This is a genomic window from Novosphingobium sp. (genome assembly GCF_027486195.1).
Taxonomy (GTDB): Bacteria; Pseudomonadota; Alphaproteobacteria; order Sphingomonadales; family Sphingomonadaceae; genus Novosphingobium.
This window is the reverse complement of sequence record NZ_JAIXPP010000044.1, coordinates 1-20,124: the sequence shown is the minus strand read 5'-3', so window position 1 is coordinate 20,124 and position 20,124 is coordinate 1. Positions and strand designations below refer to the sequence as shown.

Genomic DNA, 20,124 nt, shown 5'->3' with positions numbered 1-20,124 from the left:
GAGGCGGCGGCGAGGGCGGCGGCGTGGGCGGCGAGGGCGGCGGCGGCGAGGGCGGCGGCGGCGGCGGCGGCGGCGGCGAGGGCGGCGGCGGCGGCGTGGGAAAGCCTTGCCAACACGCTGTTCCAGATGATCGACGTGGAGCTTGCCGCCCATGCCTGATCCATTTCAGAACCCGGCGGCTGCGCTGCCGGGTTCAACCCACAGCGTTATCCCGCCAGCGCAGCGCATCCAGCGCTCCCGCCGCAAAGGCTATCGCACGCCCGAAGGCGCGATCTATGTCGGCAGGCCCACCATGTGGGGCAATCCATTTCACACGGCAGGGCGCGGCCATGCCAAGGCCACCATCCTGCATGATGAATGGCTCAAGGGCCGCATCGGCGCGTTGACACTTGAACGCATGGGTTTCTGCCCGGCCGAGATAGAGGCGCTGGACCGCCTGCGCGCCCGCGTCCTCACCAGCCTGCACCGCTTGGCCGGGCACGATCTTGCCTGCTGGTGTCCGCTATCCAGCCCATGGTGCCACGCGGAAACGCTGCTGCGCATGGCGCCGACTTACGCCGAGTATGAACGGTTTGCGGCATGAACGCCGCCCCCGATCACACATGGAAATCCGCCACCTGCACCGATTGCGGCGCGCCGTTTCCATCATGGTCCTGCACCGGCCCCACCGGCCCGTGGCGTTGCATGTCCTGCCACACCGTCGCCGCCGCGCAGCCCGCGCCGCCAACCCCTCCGTTCGTGTCGAGCGAAGTCGAGACACCGCGCACCCCTGCAACTCCGAAAGGCCTGCTGCTATGACCGAACCCCGCTCCTGCGCCGTCTGCGGCTGCACCGAAGCCACCGCCTGCACCGATGAACTCACCGGCGCATGCTGGTGGGTCGGCGAAAGGCTGTGCAGCCACTGCGCGCAGCCCGATGCCCGCCGCCGCCTCGCCCTGGTCGCTGCCGCCCAGCTTTCCGAAGTCGTGGCAGAGCTGCTGCGCTTCACCCGCGAAGGCGATCAGGAAAGCTTCGCGCCCTTCGCCCTGGATCCGGCCGAGAACACGGCCGACGCCCTGCGCGCCATCCTGCGCATCGAGCGCGCCGCCATGCCCACGCCCGGCACACTCGATCCCGATGAACACGGCCAACTTATCGCCGCGCTCGCCCGCTTTCTGGAGGGCTGGGCATGAAGCGCGCTCCTTGGAAGTGGTACGCCTGCATCGAAGGCCAAGCCGATGAATGCGACTATGAGTCCGACAGCCGTGATGCCGCAATTGCGGCTATCGCGCGGGATTACGAACCCGGCACTGTGATCGAAGTCATGGAGGCCCGCTTTTCGACTGCAAAGCGCTACGAGGGGCATGATTTCGTGCCCTTCATCGCGATCAGGAACCGCGAGACTGTCACCCTTGGGCTGCGCGAGGCCGCGCCATGACCACCCCCCACACCGTCCGCATCGGCCCCGCCACGCTCTACCTTGGCGATGCCTATGCCATCCGCCCCACGCTCGGCTTCTTCGATGCCGATGTGATGGACCCGCCCTATGAGTTCAACAACAGCGGCGGCGGCGCATGGCGCAAGGCGCGCGGTGCGTCCGATCAGATTGTGTCCGAAGGGCTGACCGAAGGCTTTGATCGCTTCATCATCAACCCGATGCTTTGCGGCGCGGTCATGGTGTTCTGCCACAACGATCAGCTGCCCCGGCTGCTCCCCTATCTCGATGGCAGCTTCCACCGCTTCGCCTTGTGCGTCTGGACCAAGCCGAACCCGGCTCCCCATCGCAACAAGAACTATCTGCCCGATCTGGAGCCATACTTGCACGCATGGAACCGGGGCTTTCATCCCGTGGGCGAACACCACGACATGCACCGCCACGTGTCGGCCAAGTCCAGTCCGTCGAAGTTCTACGATCACCCCACGGTCAAGCCGGATGACGTGATGGTCAAGATCATGGCCAACGTGAACGGCCGCACCATCTGCGATCCCTTCATGGGCACCGGCAGCACCGGCGTCGCCGCCATCCGCCTCGGCAAGCGCTTCACCGGCATCGAACACAATCCCAAGCACTTCGCCACGGCCGTTAAGCGGATCACCGTCGCCGTGGACCGCCGCTATCCCAACTGGAGGAACCTTGCCGCATGAACTGGTTCACCACCATTGCGCGCGATGCCGATGAACAGCTTAAAGAATACCGCGCCCGGCGCGCCACCACGCCCACCTTGTTCGGCCATGGGCCAGACGGCAGCATGGACGGCACCCCCGAACACGGCCCGATCCCGTTCCTTTGCTACGCGCCCGAAGAGGATCGAGGCTGGCTGCTTTGGCACGTCCACAAGCACCCTTGGCCGCTGGAGTATATCTACTGTTTCGGCAAGGCATGGGACAGCGCGGGCGAGCGGACCGATCCTTTGCTTACGCTCGATGTGCGCGATCTCCCCGAACGCTATGTCGGGCGGCTCAAGATTGATGCGAAAACCTGCCGCCGCCGCAACCACCGCAAGATCATCGGTCGCGCACTGGCTGATGGCTATGAGCTGCACGCCCACGCCGCGCGGATGGAACAAGCGGCCTTAGCCCAGCGCCTCGCATGGCAAGAACGCCAGCACCGGCTCAAAATCGCCGCCGCCAAGGGCATGTGCATCACCTGCGGCAATGCTCGCGCCATCATCAATGGCGAGTGCGAGCTTTGCTCGGAAATCCCCTTCTGATGAACGCGCTCGCCGAACATCGCCGCCGCAAGGGCGAGGAAAACACCCAGCGCGTCCTCGCATATCTGCTTGCGCATCCCGGTTGCACCAACCGCGAATGCGCCGAAGCGCTCGGCATCGGTGAAATGGCCATCGGCCGTCACGTCAAGAAAATCCGGGCGATGTGGCCAATCGAACCCGCGCCGGGCGGCACCCGGCAACCACAGGAGTATCCCATGCACAAGACTTTGACCAACTGGACCGTCCAGCGCAGCGGCCCCGGCCTGCGCGTCGTCGGCACCAATGCGGAAACCAACCAGCCCGACCGCCTTTCCCGCGTCGTCCGCGTCGCGCCCAACCGCGCCACCGGCAAGGTTGAGGCCATCGACGATCAGAACATCGCACACACCCTCATGTAATCCCGCGCCGGGCGGCACCCGGCAATCAACCGAAAGCACAAGCATGGAAGAACAACTGACATTTGGTGAGAAGGCCGTTGGCCTCACGTTCAATCCCAGCGCCGATGACGCAGTGGCAACCTGCAAGCGTACCTTCGCAACCGCCATCGATCAGATGAACGACTTCCGCAACGCGCCCGGCACCACGCCGGAAGCCAAGCGCCTCGCCAGCATCGCCATCACCGAAGCCCAAGGCGCGCAGATGTGGGCCGTCAAGGCACTCACCTGGCGCGATTGATCCCGCCCAGCGGGTCGCACCGGGGCTCTTCGGCCCTCCCTTCGTCCGCTCACCCTGAGCCTGTCGAAGGGGTCGAAGGCCCCAAACCACCTCAAAGGACTAACTCATGTCAGCAAGAACTGTTGTCATCTATGGCCCTGCCGGTTGCGGCAAGACGAGCAATGCCGAATCACTGCGTCAGCACTTTTGCTGCACCAGTGTAGTTGATGATTTTGATCCGCATCGGCACCGCATCACGCCCGGCGCACTGCATTTGTCGCACCAACCCTACCGCCACCAGCGTGATGTCGAAAGCTACGACTTCGCCGCTATCCTGCCGCAGCTCTGAAATTAGCGCCCTTGGCTGACAAACTCGTATCGCGCCGCAGCGGCGTCACGCACGCCATGGGCGGCTGCTACGATTGCAATGGCGGCGAGGCGATATGGTTTGCCCGCAACGCCGTCGCGTGCGCCGCCAATCATGCCCGCGCTTCCGGCCATCACACATGGGCCGAGCAAGTCATCGCCACCACCTACAACGGCAAATGAAAGGACCACCCATGGCCGAAACCACAGATGATCGCCTCCGCCTCCTGATCGAACGCATTGAGCGCCTGGAGGAAGAGAAGAAGGGCATCAGCGACGATATCAAGGACGTGTACGACGAGGCCAAGGCCACCGGCTACGATCCCAAAATCCTCCGCGCCGTCATCCGCCTCCGCAAGATGAAGCCCGATGATCGCCGCGAATACGAAGCGATCCTTGAAACCTACATGTGCGCGCTCGGGCTGGAGTAGGGGCGATGCGCAGGCATCTTGACGCGCCCGATCTGCTGGACAGGCGCGCCCGCCTTGCGGCGGCGCACCTGCTTCTGGCCTTCGATCTGCCTGCGGAAGCAATGGCAGCCTCTTGGCAGATGATTGAGGCGGCAGAGGCTTGCCCCGGCTGCACGATGGGCGATTTTCCCGCGATGGGAAACAACCAGCGGCGCACCTGCCTCGAGCGCGCCCGAACGTTGATCGATGAAATGCTTGCGGAAGCGCCGTGATGACAGAGCGGCGCAAGTCCATCTGCGGCCGCAATCCTTCAGCCGGGCCGGGTTCCTGCTATTTCTGGTGGGAATCCTGCCCGGCCAAGGTCAAGGATTGTTATCAGCGCTGGCTTGCCGCGCCCTCCGCCGCCGCCACACTTTCCCCGCCGCAAAGCCGATAAGCAGGATCACGACATCGATCAGCCATTGAAAGAACCATGCAAGGCTCAAGTACTGCCACGTCCATAGCACCGAAGTATCCTCGCCCATCCTTTTCAGCGCGGCCTGTCGATCCACATTGCTCCAGAGCACAAGCGGCAACAGCAGCACTGCCAGCACAGCAAATGGCCGCCAGTCGAACCGCTTCATCTCGAACCCGGTCACCAGCAACACGAGCATGATTATCAGACCAAGCATAACCCCTCCTTGACCAATCGCGCGAACCTACCACACATTGCCCCTATTGCGCCCCTGACGTTGACACAGGAGTACGCCCCAATGACCAAGCCCACCCCCGAACTGCGCCGCGCGCGCCTCGCCGCCAGCGCCATCAAGGGCCTCACGGTCAAGCCCGCTGCTGGCGGCCGCCTCCTCTGGTACTGGGAACCCAACCGCGCTGAAAAAGCCGCCGGGTGGAAGCCCATCGCCTTCAAGGAAGATAAGCGCGCCGCCCTCGCCGGGGCCGAGCACCGCAATGCAGAGGTTGCCGCCTGGCGCAGGGGAGAGGACCCGCAGGAGGCCAGCGGCGATGCCGCGATCGCGCCCGCCCCCGCGCCGATCCGGCACAGCCAGTTCCAGACGATCCGCGAACATGCCGAGCGCTACCGCACGCAATACCTCGTCCATAAGTCGCCCGGCCATCAGCGCACCGCTGGCAGCAACCTGAAGCTTATTTGCGACGTGTTCGGGGATCTGTTGCCAAGCGATATCCTGCCCCACCACATCACCAACTGGACCGATTCGCTGCGCGGGCGCGGGGCCTTCACTCATCTCGGCCGCAAGGTCAGCGATACCACGGCGCATAACCGGCTGCGCACCTTCCGCGCGCTGCTCGCCTGGATCAAGAACCCGCACGAGAAGTTCAGCCAGCCCAAGGGCCGCAACCAGATTTGGGAGGCGGACGATCGCGCCGCCTTCATCGCCGCCGCCAACAATCTCGGCTATCCGCTAATGGCCCTCGCCATGAAGCTGGCGTTCTACACCGGCCAGCGCACGGAAGACCTGCTCCAGTTCACCGAGGCGCAGCTTGTGCCGATGAACCACATCCTCGATGCGCAGGATCGCGCCGTCTTCACGGTGCGGCAGGGGCCAGACAAGGGCAAGGTCATGGGCTGGCTGCTCGTGCAGGGCAAAAGCAAGCACCGCGATAGCCCGGTCAGCATGCACATCCCCTTCGAGCCGGAGCTGCTGGCCGAAGTGCGCGCCGCCCTCGCGCGCAACCGCGCAGTCGATCGCGCCGCCACCCCGCCGCGCCTGCTCACCCACGTGCTGGTGAACGAAACCCCCGGCCAGCCCGGCGGGCAGCCTTGGCTCTATCGCCACTTCAACCGGCGCTGGAATGAAATCAAGGATCACGCGATCGAGAAGACCGGCCGCACCCACATGGACGAGCTAGTCTGGCACGATCTGCGCCGCAGCCGCGTGGTAGAGCTGAAGCGCCAGGGCTACAGCCACGATCGCATCGCCACCCTCACCGGCCACGAACCCGGCAGCGTGGACGCGATCATGAAGGTCTACGGCCCCGTAGACAGCAACATGACCGTCGCCCTCTTGGCCGACAGCAGCAAGAAATCCCGCCAAAGGAAGAAGGCCTGATCATGTCGTTTCTGGATAGCCTGGTGGAACTGGATTTGCACATGCGCGCGAACATGGTGCTGGCGGAAACACGCAAGCAGATACTGGCGAACATCGTCGTCAAAGCACTAAGCCCTGCCGATCTTGATGTCATAATGGCCCAGTATCGCGCCATGCGCGCCGCGCAGAGTCAGAATTCTGACTCCGCAGGAGTCAGAACGCAGCCCCCACCGGGCACCTAAGTCATTGAAAGCGCTGGAGCGGGTGAAGGGAATCGAACCCTCGTATTCAGCTTGGGAAGCTGCTGCTCTACCATTGAGCTACACCCGCACACGGACCGGCTGATAGCCAGAGTCGGCGGCGATGCCGGAGGCGCCGTATGGCGGGATCGCTGGCGCGCATCAAGCCCCTTTAGCATGCCGAACGGGCGAGCCAGCGTCCGAAGTTACCGCGCCACGATGCGAAACGTGCCGCTGGCCTTGGCGATGAGGGCGTCGTCCGCGAACACGCGGGCATCGGCGAAGGCGAGCGTCTTGCCGAGGCGGGTGGGGGCGGCGCGCACTTCGAGCCATTGGCCGACCTTTCCCGTGCTGAGGAAATCGACCGAGAGATTGATCGTCAGCGCCGAGGCATTCTCCAGCAGGAGCACGCAGGCGAGGCCCATCGCGTTGTCGGCGAGAGCCGAAATCACGCCGCCGTGCAGCAAGCCGCGTGCGTTGCAGTGGGGCGTGTCGATCCTCAGTGCGAGCACGAAGAGATCATCGGCCCGCCGCGTGTAGAGCGGCTCCCATGGGTCGGTCACCGGGCTTTGGCGGAAGTGCCGCGCGAAGCCGTCGGGTATGCCGGGGGCGATGCTTGTCATGTCCGGTCCAGGAATGCGGTGATCGCGGCGAACACGAGCGCAGGGTCTTCGAGCTCCGGTGTATGGCCGAGTGCATCGAGGGTGACCTGCTCGACCCCGTCATAGAGCCGCGCGAGCGAGTGGGCGTTGCTGGCCGGGTGCGAGCCATCGGCGGCGCCCCAGATCGAGAGCATGGGTTGGAGTGGGCGCGGCAGTTCGGGGCGCGGGGCGAGGTAGATCTGGTAGGCGCTGGCAAGCGACCACATTGCGCCATGGCTGAAGGACCGCTCAGCGCATTCGCAGAAGTCCGCGACGCGTTCCTTGCGGCCGACCGAGAGCCCGTACCATTGCGGCATGCGGCGCGGGGCGAGGCGGCGCATTGCGAGCTGGCCGATGATCGGACGGGCGAGAATGCCCTTGGGATCGCGCCCGGCCTTCCAGATCGCGAAGGCCTCCGTGCCGACGCCCTGGATCAGGCACAAGTGCGAGGCGAGTTCGGGCATGCGGCGGGCGATATCGAGCGCGGCGAGGCTGGCGGCGCAAGAGAAGGCAAACACGCAGCCGGTCCCGCAGACCGCGCGGATGAAGGCGGCGAGGTCATCATTGGTTTCGGTGAAGCCGAAGCCGTATCCGCTCGCGGCCGCAGTGAAGCCCATTGCGGGCAATTCGACCACTACGACGCGGAAGCGTTCGGAGAACATGGCCAGCAGCGGGGCATAGACCTCGATGGTCATCGGGGGATCGACGGTGAAGACGATGGTCTGTCCCGAGCCAGCTTCCAGATAGCGATATTGCACCAGCGGGGTGGAATGGAAGCGCACCGCCGGGGTGGCCTTTGCGGGCCAGCCCGTGCGGAACCGTGCCATGCGCGCCGCGCCGTTCCACGTATCGAGGCGCGCGCCGAGCCGGGCCAGCAGACCGGGCATCAGGCGCTCCGTTCCGCAGCTTGACGGGTGGCCGCGCGCGAGAGGAAGAACCACGCCGCGACAAGGAACGCCGCGATTCCGAGATGGCGGGCGACGATCGCGGTCGGCGCGCCTGCATGCGCGGTGAGCCAGGCATCGCCGAGCGGCATCACCAGCGCGGCGAGCGCCGTCCAGCGCAGCGCGGCGAAGTCCTGCCGGATCAGCAGGATCGTGGTGATAACCGCGATGAAGCCGGCGCGCAGGCCATAGACCTGGACCCATGCCGCCGCTTCCGCTCCCGCCAGCGGTAGGCCCATGTAGGTGGCAAATCCGAGCGGATTGGCGAAGGTGCGAACTGCATTGAGGCCTTGGAGTGCGGCGATGGCGGCGGCCAGCCAGAACCCGATGGTGCGCATGTCGCGCAAACCCGCCTGTCTGTCATTCATTGTGTTGATCTCCCACGATTGTCTGATGGGTTACGGCATTGCGCGGGAGCTGTAATTTTGCGATATCGCAAACCGCTTTCCTGTTTGCGCGAGGAATTCGGGTCATCATCGTCAATCCCCAGGACCTTGCCGATCTTATCGCCATCCGCGAGGCGGGCACGCTGAGTGCGGCGGCCAAGGCGCGCGGGGTGGCCATTTCCACCGTTTCGCGCCGGATCGAGACGCTGGAGGCCGCGCTCGGCCTCTCGTTGGTGGACCGCCGCGCAGATGGTGTGCGGCTGACCTCTGGCGGGCTCGCGATTGCCGAGGCGGCCGAGCCGCTGGCCGAGCAACTGCTGCGCGTGCGCCGGGTGGCGGACAGCTTGCGCAAGGGCGGGGCGCAGGTGCCGGTGCGGATATCGGCGACCGAGTTCGTGATCTCCGACGTGCTGGCCCCGGCGCTTGACCGGCTGTGGGCGAGCGGGGCGGATTTTCCGGTGCACCTGCAATCGCAGGCCGATGTCGTCAGCCTTGCGGGGCGTGACGCCGATCTTGCGATCCGCATGGTCCGCCCCGAAGGCGCGAGCCTCTATGCGCGGCGGCTGGCCGAGATCCGGCTGGGGTTCTTTGCGGCCCCGGCCTATCTGGCGGGTCGGGCGGCGGACACGATCGACCTCGGGGCTGAACGGCTGCTCGTCTATGATGACAGCTATGGCCGCCTTCCGGAACTGGAGTGGATCGCCCGGCGCGGGCTGGACGAGAGCGTCGTCATGCGCACGGGGAGCACGCGCGCGTTGCTGACTGCGGCGCTGTGCGGGGCCGGAATTGCCTTTCTGCCCGCACCATTTGCGGCACGGACGGGGACGCTGGTCGAAGTTCCGCTGCCGGCTGCCCTGCCGACGCGGCAGCCCTGGCTGATCGTCCACCGCGACTTGCGCGGGCTGCCGGCCATCAAGCTGATCCAGAAGTGGATCGTGGCGACCTTTGCAAACCTGTAGGTTTTGGCAGGCGCGTGCGCCGTTGCATGCGCGCCGCCGCCATGGGATGCCTTGCGCCGCTTGCCAGATGCAGGAGCGGTGATGATCGAATTGCTGAGCGCGCCCACGCCGAACGGGTGGAAGATATCCATCATGCTTGAGGAATGCGGCCTTCCTTACGAGGTGAAGTGGATCAACCTCGGCAAGGGCGAGCAGTTCGCGCCGGACTTTCTGGCGGTGAGCCCCAACAATCGGATACCCGCGATCGTCGACCATGCCCCGGCTGATGCCGGCGAGCCGGTGCCCGTGTTCGAGACCGGGGCGATCCTGGTCTATCTGGCGGAGAAGACCGGACAGTTCCTTCCTACTGATCTGCGCGGGCGCAAGGCGGTGATGGAATGGCTGTTCTGGCAGGTCGGCGGGCTGGGGCCGATGCTGGGGCAGCACGGGCATTTCCGGCTCTATGCGCCCGAGCGAATTGCCTATGCCACCGAGCGGTACCGCGCCGAGGCGCTGCGGCTTTACGGGGTGCTCGACCGGCAACTGGCGCGGCAGGAGCATGTGGCGGGTGAGGCCTATTCGATTGCCGACATGGCCTGCTTCCCGTGGATTCAGACGTGGAAGGCGCAAGGGATTCCGCTGGAGGAATTTGCGGCACTGAAATCGTGGTATGATCGGCTGAAGGAGCGCCCGGGCCTGCGGCGCGGGATGGCAGTGGGGCGCGATCGGATCAACAAGCGGCCGCAGGACGATGCCGAGACGCGGCGGGTGCTGTTCGGGATCAAGGATGAGGAAAAGCCATGAGCGTGCGAGTCGAGTTTTTCTATGACCTGTCCTCGCCGTGGACGCGGCTGGCGTTTCACAATTTCCGCGCAGCCATTGCGGGGCGCGATGTGGCGGTTACCTGGCGGCCGTTTCTGGTCGGCGGGGTGTTCAACGCGGTGAACCAGAGCGTTTATGAAAGCCGCGCCAACCCGGACAATCCGAAGTTCCGGCTGAGCTTCGTGTGGCTGAAGGAATGGGCGCGGCTGGCGGGGCTCAGGATGAATTTCCCCTCGGAGTTCCATCCGGTGAAGTCAGTCCACGCCATGCGGTTTTGCTGCGCTTTGGCGGAGCAGCCTGAGGATTTGCTGCGCTTCAGCGAGGCGGCGTTCGAGGCCTATTTCGGCGACGCGCGTAATATCGATGACCCGGAAGTGCTGGAGGATATTGCCAATGCCTGCGGGCTTGATGGCGCGGCCCTGAAGGCCGCAGCGGGGAGCGATGCGGTGAAGGCGCGGCTGCGTGCGAACACTGACGAGGCGATTGCGCGCGGGGCTTACGGTTCGCCGACGATCTTCGTGGACGGCGCCTTCATGTACTTCGGCAATGACCAACTGCCGCTGGTGATGCAGCGGATCGCGATGGTGGAGGCCGGCTGAGCGCAGTTGCGCTGGATCAATGATCCGGTGTCCAGAAGTGTGGAGTTTCGATCTGTCCAGCTGGAGTGACAGATCATGCGCATTCTTCTCGTTCATCCGAATTACCATTCCGGCGGCGCGGAGATTGCGGGGAACTGGCCACCTGCCTGGGCGGCCTATCTCGCGGGGGCCTTGCGCGGCGCGGGCTATGACGACGTCCACTTCATCGATGCGATGACCGACCATGTGGATGACGCGGCCCTTGAAGCGCGCATCCGCGAACTGAAGCCCGATATTGTGGGCACGACCGCGATCACGCCTTCGATCTACAAGGCGGAGGAAACGCTCAAGATCGCCAAGAAGGTCTCGCCCGCGATCATCACGATGCTTGGCGGGGTCCACGCGACCTTCATGTTCAAGCAGGTGCTGACCGAAGCACCGTGGATCGACGTGATCGTGCGCGGTGAGGGCGAGGAGATCCTGCTCGATCTGGTGCGCTCCATCGACGACGGGCGCTGGCCGCTGGCGCGCCATGAAATCGAGGGCCTCGCCTTCCTCGACGGTCAGGACATCATCGCTACCAAGGCTGCGCCCACGGTGAAGGATCTTGAAAAGATCAAGCCGGACTGGGGCATTCTGGAGTGGGGCAAGTATATCTACATCCCGCTCGGCAAGCGGGTGGCGATCCCCAACATGGCGCGCGGCTGCCCGTTCACCTGCTCGTTCTGCTCGCAGTGGAAGTTCTGGCGTGATTACCGCATCCGCGATCCCAAGGCGGTGGTCGACGAGATTGAGACGCTGGTGAACGACCACGATGTGGGCTTCTTCATCCTTGCCGACGAGGAACCAACGATAAACCGCAAGAAGTTCATCGCCTTCTGCGAAGAGCTGATCGCGCGGGGCCTGCCGGAGAAGATCCAGTGGGGCATCAACACCCGCGTCACCGATATCCTGCGCGATGAGGAATATCTGGCGCTCTATCGCAAGGCGGGCTTGGTCCATGTGTCGCTCGGCACCGAGGCGGCGGCGCAGCTGAAGCTCGATCTGTTCAACAAGGAAACCACGGTCGAGCAGAACAAGAAGGCGATCCGCCTGCTGCGCGAGGCGGACATTCTCGTCGAGGCGCAGTTCATCGTGGGGCTGGAGAACGAGACGGCGGAGACGCTGGAAGAGACCTACCGCATGGCGATGGACTGGAAGCCGGACCTTGCCAACTGGTCGATGTACACCCCCTGGCCGTTCTCCAACTTGTTCGAGGAGCTGGGCGACAAGGTCGAGATCCACGATTTCGACAAGTACAACTTCGTCACCCCGATCATCAAACCCGCCGCGATGGACCGGGCCGAGCTGCTCGACCGGGTGATGAACAACTATCGCCGGTTCTATATGCGCAAGGCGCTGTTCTCCTATCCGTGGCAGGGGACGGGGTATCGCCGTAAATACCTGCTCGGGTGCCTCAAGGCGTTCCTCAAGGCGGGCTTCCAGCGCACGTTCTATGATCTGGGCCGAGTGAATTACTGGGGGCCGCAATCGAAGAAGGGCGTCGATTTCAAGTTCGACCGCACCCGCACCAACCACCGCGCGGAGACGGGCGATTGGAAGGCGGCGGCGGAGACCAGCCGCAAGGCAGCAAAGCGCGATGCGGTGGTTCATGAGGCAGCCGGCGTGATCAAGGCCTGCGGCGGCGGGACAGAGCAACTGACCGACGAGGAAGCCGATGCGTTAAATGCGCTGCCCGCGAGGGGCGATATGCCGCCTACCCGAGGTGACGCGCCGGGGCGGAGCGGGGCGCACATATGAGTGCGGTGGGGCTCCCGACCGGAAAAGTCGGCCCCAACGCGATCATCCAGCTCGCCGATGTGCTGGCCGACCGGATCGGGCTGGAGGAGCGCGCGGCGACGTTGCGTGCGGCGGGGCTGGCCAAGTATCTCGCCGCCGATCCCGAGCGGATGACCGACGAGCGCGAGGCGGCTGCGCTACACCGGGTGGTGCAATCGCGGCGTGCGGGCGATTGGGACGAGCTTTCGTGGGAAGCTGGGGAGCGGACCGCCGAGTACCTGCTCGAAAACCGCATTCCCAAGGGCGCACAGTGGGTGCTGCGGCGGCTGCCGGCGGCGCTTTCGGCGCAGATGCTGCTGCGGGCGATCCGTGCCCATGCCTGGACCTTTGCCGGTTCGGGGGCGTTTTCGGCCCGGATGGAACGCGGCGCGGTGGTCATTTCCATCGCGGACAATCCGATCGCCATGCCGGGATGCCCGTGGCACCGGGGCGTCTTCACCCGGCTGTTTCGGGAACTGGTGAGCCCGCGCGCGCTGGTGCGGCACGATCACTGCTGCGCGCAGGGCGCCCCCGCCTGCAATTTCGTGATCGGCTGGACCTGATCACCAGTTGACCCGTATTCCATAATTGCTACCAAGCAGTATAAACAAAGCAATAGTGGGAGAGCGGCGATGGTTACAGCCTCACAGGTCATGCTCACGGCAACCGAGCGCGTCACATTGGGCGTCCCGGCAGCCGAAGCGGTCGCGCAGGAAGCGGCGGCGCGCGGTGCCAAGCGTGTGTTCATTCTCGCCAGCAGCTACCTCAATCGCCAGACCGACGAGATCCGCCGCATCGAGGCCGCGCTGGGCGCAAGCCACGCCGCCACGCACGACGGCATCCAGCCCCATGCACCGCGCAGCGATGTGCTGGCAGCGGCCAATGCCGCACGGGCTGCGGGGGCTGATCTGGTCGTCACCGTGGGCGGCGGTTCGGTGACGGATGCGGGCAAGATCCTGCTGATCTGCCTCAAGCACAACATCACCACCATCGAAGGCTTCGACGATTACCGCGTGCGCGTGGACGATACCGGCGCGATGGTGATCCCCGAATTCGCCGGGCCGGACGTGCGCGCGATCTGCGTGCCGACGACGCTTTCGGGCGGTGAGTTCAATCCGCTTTCGGGCGCAACGGACGAGGCGATCAAGCTCAAGCAGGCTTATACCCAGCGCGAGATGGTGCCGGTCTGCGTCGTGCTCGATCCCGCGATCACGGTGCACACGCCCGAATGGCTGTGGCTTTCGACCGGCGTGCGCGCGGTCGATCACGCGACCGAGACGCTGGCCTCGTTCCTCTCCAACGATTTCTGCGACGGCATTGCCGACAGCGCGCTGCGGCTGCTGGCGGCGGGGCTCCCGGCGGTGAAGGCGGACCCGGCCGACCTCGATGCGCGGCTGAAATGCCAGATCGGCGCGTGGCAATCGATGATCCCGATCATCGGCGGCGTGCCGATGGGGGCAAGCCATGCCATCGGCCATGTGCTTGGCGGCACCTGCGATGTGCCGCATGGCCATACCTCCTGCGTCATGTCACCCTATGTTCAGGCGTTCAATGCACCCGTCAACGGCGAGCGGCAGAAGCGCATCAGTGCCTGCCTCGGTGATGCTTCGCGCCCCGCGCCGGAACTGCTCGACCAGCTGATCCGCGGCCTCGGCATGCCGCGCAGCCTGAAAGAGGTGGGCGTGCGCGAGGACCAGCTCCAGCTGATCTCCGAATACACGCTGGAAGACATCTGGGGCCGCACCAATCCGCGTACGATCAAGACTGCGGCGGACGTGATGGAAATCTTGCGGACCGCGATGGGCTGATGCACAAACTCGCCGACATGACGGACATGGCGGAGCTGATGGACAAGCCGAAGAAGAAGCGCGCCGCATCCCAGCTCAAGGATGAGATCACCGCCTACAAGCGGCGGCGCATCCTCGAGGAAGCGAGCCACTTCTTCTTCCTCAACGGCTATGAGGCGACGACGCTGGATTCGGTGGCCGAGCAGCTCAATGTGACGAAGCCCTTCATTTATTCGTACTACAAGAACAAGGGCGAGCTGCTCTACGAGATCTGCCAGACGGGCATCCAGCTTTCGCTGACCGCGCTGGAAGAGGCGCTCTCTGTAGAAGGCACGGCGAGCGAGCAGCTGAAGATCGTGGTCGAGCGCGTGGCGCGGATCATCATCGAGAACCAGCGCTATGTGACGGTCTACCTGCGTGAGGAAAAGAGCCTGCTGCCCGAAGACGCGCGGCGTATCCGCGATCTGCGCCATACCTTCGATACCAAGCTGGCCGCGCTGCTGGAGAAGGGGCGCAAGACTGGCGAGTTCGATGTGGCGGCGCCTTCGCGTACCGCGATCTGGGTTTCGGGCCTCTTGAGCTGGATCGCGCTGTGGTATCACGAGGGCGGGCGCTGGTCGGCCACCGAAGTGGTGATGGATGCGATCAGCATGGTGCAGAAGATGGTCCAGCCGGCAGGGGGCAAGCATGCCTGAGGCGAAGGGCCACACCGATCCGCGTGTGCTGGATCGTCGCCGCTGCGTGCTGCGCTACCTGATCGATGATTTCGCGGCCTCGCAGCCTGAGGCGGTCTATGCCGTGTTCGAGGACGGCGGACAGTGGACTTATGCCGAGCTGCGCGCGCAAGTGGTGCGCAAGGCGGCGGGGCTCGCAAGGCTGGGCGTGAAGCGCGGCGATCATGTGGCGGTATGGCTGCCCAACGGGCGCGAGGCGCTGATCACGTTCTACGCGATCAATTACCTCGGCGGCGTCTTCGTGCCGTTCAACACCGCCTATCGCGGCGCGATCCTGGAACATGTGCTGGCCAATTCGGATGCCACGGTGCTGGTGGCGCATGGGGGCCTGCTGGACCGGCTGGAGGTAGCCGATGCCGCTGCTGTCACCACCATCGTCCAGCTGGGCGAGGGCACTGCGCCTGCGCGCTTTGCCGTCCATGCATTCGAGGATGTGACCGGCGAGGAAGCCGATCTGGCCCCGCTGGATCGCCCGATCGAGCCGTGGGACACGCAGTCGATCATTTACACTTCGGGCACGACCGGGCCGTCCAAGGGCGTGCTCTCTTCCTACCTGCACCTCTACACCAATGCCGGGCCGGAGAGCTGGCACTTCGTGGGCCGCGAGGATCGCTTCCTCGTCAACATGCCGGTGTTCCATATCGGCGGCCTCGGCATTCCTTTCGTGATGCTGGCGCGCGGCGGCTCGATTGCGTTGATGGAGAACTTCTCCACCGACACCTTCTGGGATTTCGTGAAGCGCACCGGCTGCACCACGATCTTCCTGCTGGGCGTGATGGCGACTTTCCTGATCAAGCGCCCGCCGGGGCCGGAGGATACGGGTCACGGCGTGCGCAAGGCCTTCATGGTGCCACTGACCGAGGCAGCGGGGCCATTCCACGAGCGCTTCGGGATCGATGTCTACACTATCTTCAACATGACCGAGATTTCCTCGCCCATCGTCTCCGAGCCCAATCCGGTGAAGCTGGGCACGTGCGGAAAGATCCGCCCGGGGGTCGATGTGCGGCTGGTCGACGCCAACGATTGCGAAGTGCCGGTGGGCACGGTGGGCGAGATGATCGTGCGCACCGACCGGCCCTGGGCGATGAACCACGGCTATCACAAGAACCCCGAAGCCACCGCGAAAGCCTGGCGCAATGGCTGGTTTCACACGGGCGACGCGTTCCGCTGCGATGCGGAGGGCTATTTCTACTTCGTCGACCGCGTGAAGGACGCGATCCGGCGGAGGGGCGAAAACATTTCCTCGTTCGAAGTGGAGAGCGATGTCACTGCGCATTCCGATGTGCGTGAGGCGGCAGTGATCGGCGTGCCGAGCGAGTATTCGGAAGATGAGGTGATGGCCGTGATCGCTCCGGTGCCGGGCGCGAGCATCGATCCGGTGAAGCTCTCGGAATTCCTCGCTGCGCGGATGCCCTACTTCATGGTGCCGCGCTATATCCGCATCCTGCCCGAACTGCCCAAGACGCCGACGGCCAAGGTGATGAAGGCCGAATTGCGCGCCGAGGGGATCACGCCCGATACATGGGACCGCGAAAAGGCAGGGATGCGGCTGAAGAAAGAGCGGCTTTAGGCGACGTTCACAGCTTCTCTTTTTCAGCGGCGCTTCGGGTAGCTTGCATCAGATTCAGCAGAGCCTGCTCATCGGCCCGACTCTTGTCGTTAGCCGAGCTAAGCGCGACTTTCTGGTATCCGATTGCTGCATCAAGGCTGGAAAGATCGCCGCGTACATGCGCGGACATCCAGCCTGCGAACAGCCACTTGGCCAGTAGCGGCGCGGCGTCGCGTCGGCCACCCTTGAATGCCTGTTCCAGAAGCGCTGCGGCCTTTGCCTGACTTCGTTCAACGCCATCGCCGTTCCAGTAGATCTGCCCGAGAACGAACTGCGCGTTCGGCTGGCCTTGAGCGGCCGCGAGCTCGTACCAACGACGCGCTTGTACGATATCTTTCGGGACACCGACGCCTGTCAGAAAGAGATTGCCCAGATCGGTCTGTGCATTCGGTTCGCCCAACTCCGCACCTTGCTTGCAAAGCGCAGCTCCCTTGGTTTCGTCCTTTGGGACCCCTTTGCCTGCGATGTAGAGATTGCCGAGCGCACACATCGATTTGGCATAGCCTCTCCCCACGGCCTGTCCGTAAAGTGCCGAAGCCTTGGCTAAATCACGCGGCACACCGCCGCCGTTCTCGTAACACAGCGCAAGGTTGTGAAGACCATCGGACCGGGTTGCGGCCGACTTGGCAAACCACGCGCAGGCGGCGACTTCATCCTTCAGTGCAAAATTGAAGACCTCGCCCAGCATCTCCTGCGCGTCGGATCGACCGTCAGTCGCGAGAGCTTCGAGGCGGGACCTGGCATCTGACTGCCCGCTCAGCCATTTGCGTCCCAGATCCAAGACATCGGCTCCGATGCTTGCATCCGTGACACCGGATGACGCTGCTATAGGGGCAGGATCAGCATTCGCCACCGCCACGCTTGGTGGAGCCAGCAAAATCAGGTTCGCGGTCAGAATACGGAAAACGGAACGAGCCATACGAGGCATCGTAGATCATCGTCGCCCTGCAGCGCAACTGGCCGTCGGCTTGAACCGGGCAATCATTTTCCCACCCCGTTCACCCTGAGCTTGTCGAAGGGTGCTGGCGCAGCGGTTGCGCCAGATGCTTCGACAAGCTCAGCATGAGCGAAGTTGAGGAGCAATCAGATCCTCAGAAATTCACCCCGAACGTCACGCCATAGGTACGCGGCGGGGCGACCGAGCCGACGCGGACGCTGCTGAACAGCGGGGCGGTGATGATGTTGTTGGTGATGACCAGCTTGTTGGCGAGGTTGCGGCCCCAAATGTCGACCGACCACTTGTCGTTCGCAGAGGTGAAGCGCAGCCCCGCGTTGATCAGCGCATAGGGCGCCTGCGTCGCATCGGCATTGTTGAACTCGGTGAAGAAGACGCGGTCCTGCCAGTTCACTTCGGCGCGGGCGTTGAGCTTGCCCGCCGAGCCGATGGGGATATCGTAGTCCGCGCCCGCGCGGAACGAGAATTCCGGCGCGTTGGAGAGGCGGTTGCCCGCCACGCTGATCTGCTTGAAGGCCTGCCGGTAATCGCCGGTGGTGAACTTGCGGTACTTGGCATTGAGGTAGGTGCCGAACAGTTCGAGCGTCAGGCCCGGCAGCGGCTTGGCGCGCAGTTCGGCCTCGATGCCATAGTTGCGGGCCGAGGCGGCGTTGACCGTGGTGACGACGCTGCTCGCATCGACGAAGCCGACCTGCAGGTCGGTGTAGTTCATGTAGAACGCGGCAAGATTGGCCTGCAGCTTGCGGTCCGCCGTCGCCGTCTTGAGGCCGATCTCGTAGCTCCAGACGTATTCAGGGTTGATCACGTCGTTGCGCGAGCCGACGTTGATCACGCCCGATTTGAAGCCGCGCGTGACCGAGGCGTAGACCAGCGTGGCATCATTGGCCTGATAGTTGAGCGTGACCGTGGGCGTGAAGGCGTTCCAGCTCTTGGCCTTGTCGGTGTTCACGCTGCCAAGGAAGTCGAACGTGCCGACGCCTTTGCGCTTTTCGTGGCTGAAGCGGCCGCCGGCGGTGAGCTTGAGCTTGTCGGTCAGCGCGTAGGAGCCCTGCGCATAGAAGCCCAGTGCATCGATGGTGACAGTGCCGTTCTGCAGGTAGTTGAGACTGTCGAAGGCGTTGTCGGGGACGAACGGCGGCACCTGGCCGGCGATCTTGAGCAGCACGGCAAGGTTGGTCAGCGGCACGCGCACTTCGCCGTAGAGGTTCTCATGGAAGTACATCGCGCCCAGCAGCACATCGAGCTTCTCGGTCTTGTAATGGCCGACCAGTTCCTGGCTGAAGGTCTTGCTGTTCTCGATGTAGTTGTTCTGCCCGAACATGTTGGCGTCGGACGCGTCGAGGTCGTCGCGGTTGAAGCGCTTGAACTTGTGGTACGAAGTGATCGACTTCACGTCCCAGTCGCCCGGCGTCCACGCGATGGTGCCGGTGAAGCTGTGGCCGTCACGCTGGTTGAGCGGTTCCTGATCGGACCAGATGTTGCGGATATTGGCGGGGCGGCCTGCCGCCGCCGCGACCGTGAACAGCGATTTGCCGCCGAGGATCGAGCCGAGCAGGTTTTCCGGCGCCACCGTGGGGCCGAAGTAGTGGAACGCGTAGTTGCTGTCGTCCTCGTGGAAGTATTCGCCCGAGAGCGTGATTTCCACGTCGTCAGCAGGCCTCGCGAGGATCGTTCCGCGCAAGGCGTAGGCATCGCGGTTGTCGATGTCCTTGCCGGTAAACTCGTTGATGCCATAGCCGTCGCGGCGGTCGTACTTGCCCGCGATGCGCACCATCAGCTTGTCGCCCGAGATGGGACCACCAACCGCGCCTTCGATGGCGACCGCGTTGTAGTTGCCATAGCTGCCGCGCAGGTAGCCATCGAGCTGGTCGGTCGGCTTCTTGGTGATGAGGTTGATCGCGCCCGCTGTCGCGCCGCGGCCATAGAGCGTGCCCTGCGGCCCGCGCAGCACTTCGACGCGTTCGAGATCGTAGAAGCCCGAAAGCTGCGCAGCGGGGCGGGCGATCTGCGCGCCGTCCTGCAGGAAGGCGACGCCGCCGTCTGCGCCGAGATCGATCGAGGTAAGGCCGATGCCGCGAATGAAGATGCGGTTCACGCCGAATTGATCGCCCACCGAAAGGTTGGGGATCGCGGTGGCGAGCGACTGGACGTCCTTGACCCCGCCAACGCCGAGATCGGCGGCCGAGACGGCGGAAACCGAAGCCGCGACTTTCGACAGTGATTCCGAACTGCGCGTGGCCGTCACCACGATATCGGCAAGGCCCTCGGTCGGCTGAGCGGCAGTCTGGGCGGCTTCCTGCGCCACGGCTGGCGCGGCGATCAGCGCGCCGCCTGCGAGCAGCGCGGCCAGCGCGGTACGGCGCAGATTCGAATCGACACGTGCGGAAAACTGGCTGCGAACCATCTTCTATCCCCTCATCCCCCGCAGTATTGAAACTGCGTACCTTTTTTATCTACTGGTGCGTAGATACCTGTTCCGCTAGGTAGATGGCAAGTGATAATCAG

At 64.3% G+C, this 20,124-nt stretch carries 28 protein-coding genes and 1 tRNA gene; 21 read left to right on the top strand and 8 right to left on the bottom strand.

Annotated elements, in window-relative coordinates; all coding sequences use genetic code 11:
* The first annotated feature begins 151 nt into the window (after window positions 1-151).
* Window positions 152-583 (top strand): DUF4326 domain-containing protein, encoded by a 432-nt coding sequence (locus tag Q0071_RS08940; RefSeq protein WP_298167677.1) that lies wholly within the window; start codon window positions 152-154, stop codon window positions 581-583.
* A gap of 13 nt (window positions 584-596) precedes the next feature.
* On the opposite strand, the gene Q0071_RS08935 is transcribed toward Q0071_RS08940, so the two are convergent.
* Window positions 597-767 carry a hypothetical protein gene (locus tag Q0071_RS08935; protein ID WP_298167674.1) on the bottom strand — a complete coding sequence of 57 codons (171 nt, stop codon included), beginning with the start codon at window positions 765-767 and terminating at the stop codon, window positions 597-599.
* A gap of 27 nt (window positions 768-794) precedes the next feature.
* Between Q0071_RS08935 and Q0071_RS08930 the strand changes: the two genes are divergently transcribed.
* The 10 genes from Q0071_RS08930 to Q0071_RS08885 all read left to right on the top strand — a co-directional run bounded on the left by Q0071_RS08930 (window position 795) and on the right by Q0071_RS08885 (window position 4,392).
* Window positions 795-1,172, top strand: coding sequence for a hypothetical protein (locus Q0071_RS08930; protein WP_298167671.1), 378 nt, complete (start codon window positions 795-797; stop codon window positions 1,170-1,172).
* Window positions 1,169-1,417, top strand: coding sequence for a hypothetical protein (locus tag Q0071_RS08925; protein WP_298167668.1), 249 nt, complete (start codon window positions 1,169-1,171; stop codon window positions 1,415-1,417). The genes Q0071_RS08930 and Q0071_RS08925 overlap by 4 nt, the downstream gene beginning before the upstream one ends.
* On the top strand, window positions 1,414-2,124 hold the full coding sequence (locus Q0071_RS08920) for a DNA methyltransferase (protein ID WP_298167665.1): 711 nt from the start codon (window positions 1,414-1,416) through the stop codon (window positions 2,122-2,124). The genes Q0071_RS08925 and Q0071_RS08920 overlap by 4 nt, the downstream gene beginning before the upstream one ends.
* Window positions 2,121-2,690: a hypothetical protein gene (locus Q0071_RS08915; RefSeq protein WP_298167662.1), complete on the top strand. Its 570-nt coding sequence runs from the start codon at window positions 2,121-2,123 to the stop codon at window positions 2,688-2,690. The genes Q0071_RS08920 and Q0071_RS08915 overlap by 4 nt, the downstream gene beginning before the upstream one ends.
* Window positions 2,690-3,088 carry a winged helix-turn-helix domain-containing protein gene (locus tag Q0071_RS08910; protein ID WP_298167659.1) on the top strand — a complete coding sequence of 133 codons (399 nt, stop codon included), beginning with the start codon at window positions 2,690-2,692 and terminating at the stop codon, window positions 3,086-3,088. Before Q0071_RS08915 ends, Q0071_RS08910 begins: the two co-directional genes overlap by 1 nt.
* Before the next feature lie 43 nt (window positions 3,089-3,131).
* Window positions 3,132-3,365: a hypothetical protein gene (locus Q0071_RS08905; protein WP_298167657.1), complete on the top strand. Its 234-nt coding sequence runs from the start codon at window positions 3,132-3,134 to the stop codon at window positions 3,363-3,365.
* A gap of 106 nt (window positions 3,366-3,471) precedes the next feature.
* Window positions 3,472-3,693, top strand: coding sequence for a hypothetical protein (locus tag Q0071_RS08900; RefSeq protein ID WP_298167656.1), 222 nt, complete (start codon window positions 3,472-3,474; stop codon window positions 3,691-3,693).
* A gap of 11 nt (window positions 3,694-3,704) precedes the next feature.
* A complete protein-coding gene (locus Q0071_RS08895) occupies window positions 3,705-3,893 on the top strand; it encodes a hypothetical protein (RefSeq protein ID WP_298167654.1) in 189 nt (62 codons plus the stop codon).
* 11 nt (window positions 3,894-3,904) lie between these two features.
* A complete protein-coding gene (locus Q0071_RS08890; RefSeq protein WP_298167652.1) occupies window positions 3,905-4,141 on the top strand; it encodes a DUF2312 domain-containing protein in 237 nt (78 codons plus the stop codon).
* A gap of 5 nt (window positions 4,142-4,146) precedes the next feature.
* Window positions 4,147-4,392, top strand: coding sequence for a hypothetical protein (locus tag Q0071_RS08885; RefSeq protein ID WP_298167650.1), 246 nt, complete (start codon window positions 4,147-4,149; stop codon window positions 4,390-4,392).
* A 90-nt stretch (window positions 4,393-4,482) separates the two neighbouring features.
* On the opposite strand, the gene Q0071_RS08880 is transcribed toward Q0071_RS08885, so the two are convergent.
* A complete protein-coding gene (locus Q0071_RS08880; RefSeq protein WP_298167647.1) occupies window positions 4,483-4,791 on the bottom strand; it encodes a hypothetical protein in 309 nt (102 codons plus the stop codon).
* Between the two features lie 81 nt (window positions 4,792-4,872).
* Between Q0071_RS08880 and Q0071_RS08875 the strand changes: the two genes are divergently transcribed.
* Together Q0071_RS08875 and Q0071_RS08870 are read left to right on the top strand one after the other, a co-directional pair.
* Window positions 4,873-6,189 (top strand): hypothetical protein, encoded by a 1,317-nt coding sequence (locus Q0071_RS08875; protein WP_298167645.1) that lies wholly within the window; start codon window positions 4,873-4,875, stop codon window positions 6,187-6,189.
* Between the two features lie 2 nt (window positions 6,190-6,191).
* Window positions 6,192-6,410 (top strand): hypothetical protein, encoded by a 219-nt coding sequence (locus tag Q0071_RS08870; protein ID WP_298167642.1) that lies wholly within the window; start codon window positions 6,192-6,194, stop codon window positions 6,408-6,410.
* 14 nt (window positions 6,411-6,424) lie between these two features.
* On the opposite strand, the gene Q0071_RS08865 is transcribed toward Q0071_RS08870, so the two are convergent.
* The 4 genes from Q0071_RS08865 to Q0071_RS08850 form a co-directional block, all read right to left on the bottom strand.
* Window positions 6,425-6,498: transfer RNA gene (locus tag Q0071_RS08865), tRNA-Gly, on the bottom strand.
* Window positions 6,499-6,613: 115 nt separating this feature from the next.
* Complete coding sequence (locus tag Q0071_RS08860; RefSeq protein ID WP_298167639.1) at window positions 6,614-7,030, bottom strand: PaaI family thioesterase; 417 nt, start codon at window positions 7,028-7,030, stop codon at window positions 6,614-6,616.
* Window positions 7,027-7,935: an alpha/beta hydrolase gene (locus tag Q0071_RS08855; protein ID WP_298167636.1), complete on the bottom strand. Its 909-nt coding sequence runs from the start codon at window positions 7,933-7,935 to the stop codon at window positions 7,027-7,029. Before Q0071_RS08855 ends, Q0071_RS08860 begins: the two co-directional genes overlap by 4 nt.
* A complete protein-coding gene (locus tag Q0071_RS08850) occupies window positions 7,935-8,360 on the bottom strand; it encodes a DUF4267 domain-containing protein (protein WP_298167634.1) in 426 nt (141 codons plus the stop codon). Before Q0071_RS08850 ends, Q0071_RS08855 begins: the two co-directional genes overlap by 1 nt.
* A 38-nt stretch (window positions 8,361-8,398) precedes the next feature.
* Here Q0071_RS08850 and Q0071_RS08845 point away from each other — a divergent pair, with 38 nt between their 5' ends.
* The 8 genes from Q0071_RS08845 (at window position 8,399) to Q0071_RS08810 (ending at window position 16,625) form a co-directional block, all read left to right on the top strand.
* A complete protein-coding gene (locus Q0071_RS08845) occupies window positions 8,399-9,337 on the top strand; it encodes a LysR family transcriptional regulator (protein WP_298167629.1) in 939 nt (312 codons plus the stop codon).
* 81 nt (window positions 9,338-9,418) lie between these two features.
* A complete protein-coding gene (locus Q0071_RS08840) occupies window positions 9,419-10,120 on the top strand; it encodes a glutathione binding-like protein (protein ID WP_298167626.1) in 702 nt (233 codons plus the stop codon).
* The gene (locus Q0071_RS08835) at window positions 10,117-10,737 is read left to right on the top strand and encodes a 2-hydroxychromene-2-carboxylate isomerase (RefSeq protein ID WP_298167623.1); all 621 of its coding nucleotides are present in this window, start codon (window positions 10,117-10,119) and stop codon (window positions 10,735-10,737) included. Before Q0071_RS08840 ends, Q0071_RS08835 begins: the two co-directional genes overlap by 4 nt.
* A gap of 75 nt (window positions 10,738-10,812) precedes the next feature.
* Window positions 10,813-12,516, top strand: coding sequence for a magnesium-protoporphyrin IX monomethyl ester anaerobic oxidative cyclase (bchE, locus tag Q0071_RS08830; protein WP_298167621.1), 1,704 nt, complete (start codon window positions 10,813-10,815; stop codon window positions 12,514-12,516).
* The gene (gene bchJ, locus Q0071_RS08825) at window positions 12,513-13,097 is read left to right on the top strand and encodes a bacteriochlorophyll 4-vinyl reductase (RefSeq protein WP_298167616.1); all 585 of its coding nucleotides are present in this window, start codon (window positions 12,513-12,515) and stop codon (window positions 13,095-13,097) included. Before bchE ends, bchJ begins: the two co-directional genes overlap by 4 nt.
* 69 nt (window positions 13,098-13,166) lie before the next feature.
* Window positions 13,167-14,342 carry an iron-containing alcohol dehydrogenase gene (locus Q0071_RS08820; RefSeq protein ID WP_298167613.1) on the top strand — a complete coding sequence of 392 codons (1,176 nt, stop codon included), beginning with the start codon at window positions 13,167-13,169 and terminating at the stop codon, window positions 14,340-14,342.
* Window positions 14,342-15,016, top strand: coding sequence for a TetR/AcrR family transcriptional regulator (locus Q0071_RS08815; RefSeq protein ID WP_298167610.1), 675 nt, complete (start codon window positions 14,342-14,344; stop codon window positions 15,014-15,016). Before Q0071_RS08820 ends, Q0071_RS08815 begins: the two co-directional genes overlap by 1 nt.
* On the top strand, window positions 15,009-16,625 hold the full coding sequence (locus Q0071_RS08810) for an AMP-binding protein (protein WP_298167607.1): 1,617 nt from the start codon (window positions 15,009-15,011) through the stop codon (window positions 16,623-16,625). The genes Q0071_RS08815 and Q0071_RS08810 overlap by 8 nt, the downstream gene beginning before the upstream one ends.
* Before the next feature lie 7 nt (window positions 16,626-16,632).
* On the opposite strand, the gene Q0071_RS08805 is transcribed toward Q0071_RS08810, so the two are convergent.
* Both Q0071_RS08805 and Q0071_RS08800 read right to left on the bottom strand, forming a co-directional pair.
* Window positions 16,633-17,583, bottom strand: a complete 951-nt coding sequence (locus Q0071_RS08805) for a tetratricopeptide repeat protein (RefSeq protein WP_298167604.1) — start codon at window positions 17,581-17,583, stop codon at window positions 16,633-16,635.
* 172 nt (window positions 17,584-17,755) lie between these two features.
* A complete protein-coding gene (locus Q0071_RS08800) occupies window positions 17,756-20,023 on the bottom strand; it encodes a TonB-dependent receptor (protein ID WP_298167601.1) in 2,268 nt (755 codons plus the stop codon).
* Window positions 20,024-20,124 lie beyond the last annotated feature (101 nt).